General features: G+C 35.3%; 5 protein-coding genes. 1 reads left to right on the top strand and 4 read right to left on the bottom strand.

Going from position 1 to position 6,131, the window contains the following annotated elements:
• Positions 1-543 precede the first annotated feature (543 nt).
• The 4 genes from HPY74_19175 to HPY74_19160 all read right to left on the bottom strand — a co-directional run bounded on the left by HPY74_19175 (position 544) and on the right by HPY74_19160 (position 4,187).
• On the bottom strand, positions 544-801 hold the full coding sequence (locus HPY74_19175; GenBank protein ID NSW92734.1) for a hypothetical protein: 258 nt from the start codon (positions 799-801) through the stop codon (positions 544-546).
• 179 nt (positions 802-980) lie between these two features.
• The gene (locus HPY74_19170; GenBank protein ID NSW92733.1) at positions 981-2,186 is read right to left on the bottom strand and encodes a hypothetical protein; all 1,206 of its coding nucleotides are present in this window, start codon (positions 2,184-2,186) and stop codon (positions 981-983) included.
• Between the two features lie 407 nt (positions 2,187-2,593).
• The gene (locus tag HPY74_19165) at positions 2,594-3,409 is read right to left on the bottom strand and encodes an amidohydrolase family protein (GenBank protein NSW92732.1); all 816 of its coding nucleotides are present in this window, start codon (positions 3,407-3,409) and stop codon (positions 2,594-2,596) included.
• Positions 3,402-4,187 (bottom strand): amidohydrolase family protein, encoded by a 786-nt coding sequence (locus tag HPY74_19160; protein ID NSW92731.1) that lies wholly within the window; start codon positions 4,185-4,187, stop codon positions 3,402-3,404. Before HPY74_19160 ends, HPY74_19165 begins: the two co-directional genes overlap by 8 nt.
• Before the next feature lie 929 nt (positions 4,188-5,116).
• Between HPY74_19160 and HPY74_19155 the strand changes: the two genes are divergently transcribed.
• A partial coding sequence (locus HPY74_19155) for an IS110 family transposase (protein NSW92730.1) occupies positions 5,117-6,131 on the top strand: 1,015 nt, incomplete at its 3' end.

The following is a 6,131-nucleotide window of genomic DNA, read 5'->3' as shown; positions in this document are numbered from 1 at the left end:
AATTATCAAATAACAATAAATAATTATGTTAATAAAAACGTGAAATACATCGCCATTGAAATGGCAGGCTTCCGTCTTCCAATGAAATTATGGTAATTCCAGCGGTATGCCATAGGAATGTCCAACCCCACTACTGCTGCATTGGGCTTACAAATGTTATTGTTACGTTTATTACAGCACCTAATATTATATAATGATGGCAGGTTCTTACGCATCGTGTGATATGCTGGCTTATTATATTATCCATCTATCTCTTTGATAAATGCCAAAAATTAAAAACAAATAAAAAATATGGTATTTGTGAATTAGCGCTGGACAATCAGCCTGCCGTCATGTTCTTGCGCAAAGACTGATAATTTTGCTTGTTATAGAGTACGGATGTCAATGAAACCTATTAATAGTTGCGTGTAATAAAAAATACACTGCAAAAATAACAATCGTTGCGTAAGAACCTTTCTTTTTGTTGGTTGTCCAGGTAAATTGTATCCACTTATGTTAATTAATTACATTTTACATTTTTTTTATTTGCGAAATGCAGGATATTTAATTTATATTTTGCAGTACAAGTCCGTCAATTGTATTTTTAAACTGGTTTAAAAGTTTCTTGTTTGAACTTATCGACTGTTCCATGATATTGCTTCTAATATATGAGTAGGAAAGACCGCCCATTGATAGAATACATATAATTAAAATAATAAAATATGATAAAAATAGCTTTTGCCCAAAAGTCAACTTATGAAGCCTTTTTAGATTAATTTTGTTATTGCCCTGCATTGCTTTGAAAACACCGTTACCTATCATAAGTTAATCTCCCCAACAATATATTAAAACTGGCTATAAGAATCTCTCCAAATGTTCTTGCTATTTTTAATATATCATGTTTATTATTATTATTGTACAGGGTACCCATTTTTATACATTTTTTGCTTCTGGTCTCCCAATTCACAAATTAATGTAATAACCTTTTTAGTTATCTGCTATTAATAATTACCGAATCTGTCCAGAGCTTCATACATAGCATTTATATTTTCTATTGGAACGTCCGGCTGTATATTATGTACCTGGCAAAAGACAAATCCACCGCCCGGGGCTAAAATGTCTATATTTATCTTTATCGATTCCATTACATCATGCGGAGTACCATGATTTAAAATGCTTTGTGTATCAACTCCGCCTCCCCAGAATGTAATGAATTTTCCGAAGCTCCTTTTCAGTTCTTTTATATCCATACCTGCTGCGCTTAATTGTATAGGGTTAATAGCATCTACACCTATTTCTATAAGGTCAGGAATAAATTCTTTTATTGCTCCACATGAGTGAAATAGTATCGGCTTCCCGAATTCCTTTTTGACTTCGAAAAACAGCTTTTGCTGGTAAGGTTTTATCATTTTTTTATATAAGTCAAGAGAAAGCATCGGTCCGTTTTGAGTTCCCAGGTCATCATTCAGCAAAACCATATCGATATGATTCCTCAAAAGAGGTGCAAGGGTTTTAATGCGCATTAAATAACCTTCCAATAACAATTCAAGAATTTTATGAACCATTGTTTCATTGCACAACATATCAACCATAAAGTTTTCGTATCCACGCAGCATTTGTCCGGCTGCTAATATGTGGCAACATAAATTAAAAACGATAAATTGCCCGGTTCCGTACATTGCTACAGCTCTTTGTTTTAATTCATCAAGTGATTCGTCGATAAAAAACGGCCAATCATATGAATATATCGTTTCTTTATAAGAATTTATACATTGAAGTCCATCTATAGCCGAAAGCGGGGGATTAACAGGCTCAAAATAGTATCCGTTTAAAGGCCTTTTGGCAATAATATTTCCGTTTTTATTTAAGATGGATGTTGAACCGTCGGAATTATATACTTCCTTCCATTTTTCCGGAAGTTTTACCTTGAAACCGAGGGGATGATCAACAACATTCCAATTTTTTGGGCCTGGTGACAGATTATTTGTATCAATCAAATACCTTTTCCTTATCGCATCATTGGTATAAGCAATATATTGATAAGGGTCATAGATAAACGGAATATCGTCAAATCCCAAGAAGTTTTTAACTTTTATAAACGAAAACGCCGACAAACTTGATGACTCCGTCCCTCCCAAATCCCTTGGAATACGGTCCGGTTCTTCATGATTTAATGTTTTCAATATTCTTTCTCTTGATTTCATCATTTCATCTAACTCCCCCATTGAAAGCGGGCATTTATATTTGTCTTACCAGCATAAAATGGCGCTCCCATGCGCTTTCAGCCTTATTTGTATTTTCCCATCCAAAACTTTAAGCCTTGTTCCTGACCAAAAATCCGTTACCTCCTTTCATCATTTAGGATTTGGTCTACCTTTTCAAGGTCTGCCGGAAGTTTTAATTCTCGGGCGGAAGCAATTACTCGACTATTGATATTTGTCCTGCTGCAATTTCAGGGTAGTCCAGTCTTAACATTTATATACACCTCTCAGGATTTTTATATTTGTTGTACACTATATATATTCGACATTTTGTCACAAAAATCCTGCTTGAGATGTGATTTTTCAAGGTACTAAGCCCTTATTTTTCAGGGGACACTAAGTAGCTCAATTAATTAAAGACCTAATTTACATGCATTCTCATATGCTACTTTATTCATATATTCTTTGTCGAGTCCTGAAAGTACGAGTTTAAATACATTTCCCTCTATACAATAAAAAGCACTATGAGATGAGAAAAGCAACCGGTCCGCGCCATATTTGTCACACAAGTAAGAAAGAACATCCTGTGCTTCTACACTGGAAATATCAACATAAATATTGTCAAGAAAATGAAGTGCCTGTTCTACATCATTCAAATAGCCATTACATATAATAAACTTTTGTTTTGGGAAGGCAGAAATTACTTTTACTGCCTTTATTATATCGACATCAGGAATCTTCATAAGTGGATGATGTCTTCTTGCATCCTCAACCCTCATTTGAATAGATATAATAAGGTTATATTTTGATGTATATTCAATTAGTTTCTCTAATTTATCTTCATTCAGTTCATACATATGGTAATTAGGGAGCAATTTCACAATTTTAACATCATTACGTTTTATGGCAAATTCAATGTTATCCTTCCAATTTGCAAACGACAGGTCAATAATAGGAACAGGCAAAAAGAATTCTGAATTCAAATTATCTGGCTTCATATTATCTATAGAATTAATCTTCATATTATCAATAACATTATACATATGAAGATTAGCACGCATTGGATCCTGTTCTAGAATAGCTTCAATCGGAGAAACATAAGCTCTAACAATATTATATTTCATAAGCCTTTTTTTTAGTAGTTCAAGCTTACCATATTTTAAGTAATAAAAAGCCCAGTTACCCGTCCATACTGAACAATCAATTATTTTTTGAGGGCATTTAATCACAGTGCCCACCTCCTTTTTTAAAAAATGCAATTGCATTTTTAGAGAGTATTTTTTCTCTTGCTATTTCATCCATATCTACAGAGAAAATTCTCCCAAGTTGGGTACCCATATCCCTTCCAGCGTAATCTGAACCAAAAACTATCCTATCTACACCAAGCTGTTCTATTGCATATTCAAGTAACCCATCTTCCGGTTGTGAGCCTGATGTATCAATCAGAATATTATTGTGCTCCTTTATATCCTGTATACCCCTTTTACCACAACCTGAAAGGTGGGCCATCAAAATCCTGAGTTTTGGAAAACGTGATGCAAGATTCGCGATATCAGATGGATCAGATTCATATTCATACTTTTGAACTGTTTTATACCAGGCATGGAACAAGATTGGTATGTTATATGCCTGTAAAGCCTCTGCAAGAGGTTCCATGCGTTTATCTCTTGCATTCATCTGGATATGAAGCTTAACCCCGTCAAGAGGTCCGTTAACAATATATTTTTCAATCATTTTTATACTGTACTCATTTGGCAGTGCAGGATTTAACCAAAGAAGTGCAAAAAATTTATCAGGATATTTTGATACAGCATTTACAAGAGCCTCAGCTGTATCAATTATTTCATTTTCTTTCCAGAAAAAATATTTTCTTTGAGATTCTGGAAATGGTACAAGACATGCTTTGTCCACAGAAGTTCTTTCCATTACCTCTAATAGTTTCTTTAATTCAGAGTTTAATGTATCAGACTTTTTAAATATTAAATGTGTATGACTATCAATTATCATAATAACTTCACCTTCTTTTTTATTGAATTAGGCATTATTAAGTATTTGACAGCAACGGTTCAAAGAATTTGAAGGGAGTGGTTCTCATGTATATTGAGAGGGACTATCTTCTTTTAGCAATATACTATTTATACTTTCTGTCAAAAAACCTCCTATAACAACCCACTTCGATGACTCAGTCAATAATTCAAGGATGGGCAAAGGCCCTCTTTTATTTTTAGATTAGTTATTTGTTATTAGTTATTTGTTAATTTTTATTAAATGCTGAAACCCTTAAAAAAAGTGTTTTAGCTATTTATTCATATGGATTTTCTCCTCCAAATAGTGTATAATCTTGGTAAACGGCAAGCGTATTTGTATTTGTGAGTACCCTTGCACTCCTTACCCTTTTTAAAGAGAGCTCCCCATGAACATACACATTTTAATGCTTTGTAGCCTGAAACTGCGGAAAAAAGGGTAACCTTAATAAACTGTGTCCTTTTTTCAGCTTATAACGGCCCTGTTTCCTCCACATAATCTCAGGTGGCATAACCTCCCATGTCTCGCTGGCTCGTAGCCTAAATTCCTTCGTTCTGCCTATCCATAAGGTGGATGTCAGCTTAGCTCCTTTGCTGGGTCGTCTATGCGCCCTCCTAGAATTAATTCCTGCTGAATATCGGCTCTCTTTTTCAACGAGTCAGGATCTTACGCTCACAACCATGGATGAAAATGGGTTAAGCTGCTTGCATAATTTCAACTATGTGCTAAATTAAAAGTAAGACAGGAACAGAGTTTGGTCGACCATTGGAGGAATATTACCCCGATTTTCAACGTAAACTGATTGCCTTCGAGCACAACAAATTGTGCACCGTAAGGTAGCACGAGTAGTAAAGTTCATATAATCTCGGGCAATCATTCCTGTCAAAATAATTATTAAGGAGTTGATTTATATGCAAGACATACTTGAGTGCTGCTGCGGTCTTGACATCCACAAAGAATCCATAGTTGCATGCCTTCTCAAAGGACCACTTAACAAACAGCCCACCTCTGAAATCAGAGTGTTTTCAACACTGCTTTCAGACCTTGATTCTCTAAAAGCATGGCTTGTTGAAGAAAACTGCATGCATGTGGCTATGGAAAGTACAGGTATATACTGGATACCTGTATATGAAACTCTTGAAACAGCATTTGATGGCCGTATGTCCCTGATTGTTGCCAATGCAAGACACATGAAGAACGTACCTGGCAAGAAGACTAATATGAAAGATGCTGAATGGATTGCCACTCTCTTAAGAGCTGGTCTTTTAAACGGAAGTTTTATTCCCGAAAAAGGTATCCGGGAATTAAGAAACCTCACAAGATACCGCAAAAGTATTATATCTGATATAACTTCACAAAAGAATCGTATTGAGAAGTTTCTACAAAGCTGTGGTTTCAGGCTTTCATCTTTCATATCGGATATATTTGGTACTTCCGGCAGCGCAATTATAAAGCATCTTTACACCTACGGCAGCATTACTATCAAGGACCTTGACAGTTGTCTTAAAACTCAGACCCGTAATAGGATAAATGAAATAATGCAGGCTATAAATGGCAGGCTGGACAAACACCAGATGCAGTTTCTTAAAATGATGTTTAGTCACCTTGAGAGTCTCAAAGCGCATCTTTCGGAGGTGGAAAGCCAAATTAATTCATTTATCCGGAAATATGACCATCAAATAGAGCTAATAGATGGTATACTGGGTATCGATAAAACTGCTGCTTCTACCATACTTGCAGAAATCGGCACAGATATGAGTAAATTCAAAACTACTAAACATATTTGTTCATGGGCGGGGTTAAGTCCAGGCAATAATGAAAGTGCAGGCAAAAGAAAACGAGTAAGCATCAATAAAGGTAACCCATATATAAAATGCATCCTCTGTGAAGTAGCCTGGATAATAACCCGCCAGAGGAAATCATATC

Source organism: Bacillota bacterium, assembly GCA_013314855.1.
GTDB lineage: Bacteria > Bacillota > Clostridia > Acetivibrionales > DUMC01 > Ch48.
Note: the sequence above shows the minus strand (reverse complement) of the source record. Positions and strands in the feature narration are given on the sequence as shown.

Coding starts and splice junctions, on each gene's coding strand:
- HPY74_19175 (NSW92734.1), bottom strand. CDS start 801: ATGATAGGTAACGGTGTTTTCAAAGCAATGCAGGGCAATAACAAAATT.
- HPY74_19170 (NSW92733.1), bottom strand. CDS start 2,186: ATGATGAAATCAAGAGAAAGAATATTGAAAACATTAAATCATGAAGAA.
- HPY74_19160 (NSW92731.1), bottom strand. CDS start 4,187: ATGATAATTGATAGTCATACACATTTAATATTTAAAAAGTCTGATACA.